Genomic DNA, 268 nt, shown 5'->3' with positions numbered 1-268 from the left:
TTTTCAGACGACCTTTTTCATCGCTATTGCTTCACAGGTTTCAAAGTCGGCAAAACCGTATCCCAAATCGCAAGGACTTCGGCTTCGCTGCGCTTCGTCCCGTCTTTTTTATCCGCGCCAAACTGCATCATGATGCGCGGATCGCCGCCGTCGCGCTCCCAAAAGAACATATATTTGTTGCCGCCCCATTTCACCAATTTTTCCTCGCCCGACATGCCGTTGATGGTGCGTTTGCCTTGGCGGATGGTGCGGGTTAACGCTTTAACCA

1 protein-coding gene is annotated in these 268 nt (G+C 51.9%); it reads right to left on the bottom strand.

Annotated elements, in window-relative coordinates; all coding sequences use genetic code 11:
* Positions 1-23: 23 nt before the first annotated feature.
* Positions 24-268: T6SS immunity protein Tli4 family protein (locus HMPREF3050_RS09750; RefSeq protein WP_246830262.1), on the bottom strand; the 245-nt coding region annotated here is incomplete at its 5' end.

This window comes from Neisseria sp. HMSC065D04, assembly GCF_001815675.1.
GTDB lineage: Bacteria > Pseudomonadota > Gammaproteobacteria > Burkholderiales > Neisseriaceae > Neisseria.
The sequence above is the reverse complement of the archived record's forward strand: the minus strand, read 5'-3'. Positions and strand labels throughout refer to the sequence as shown.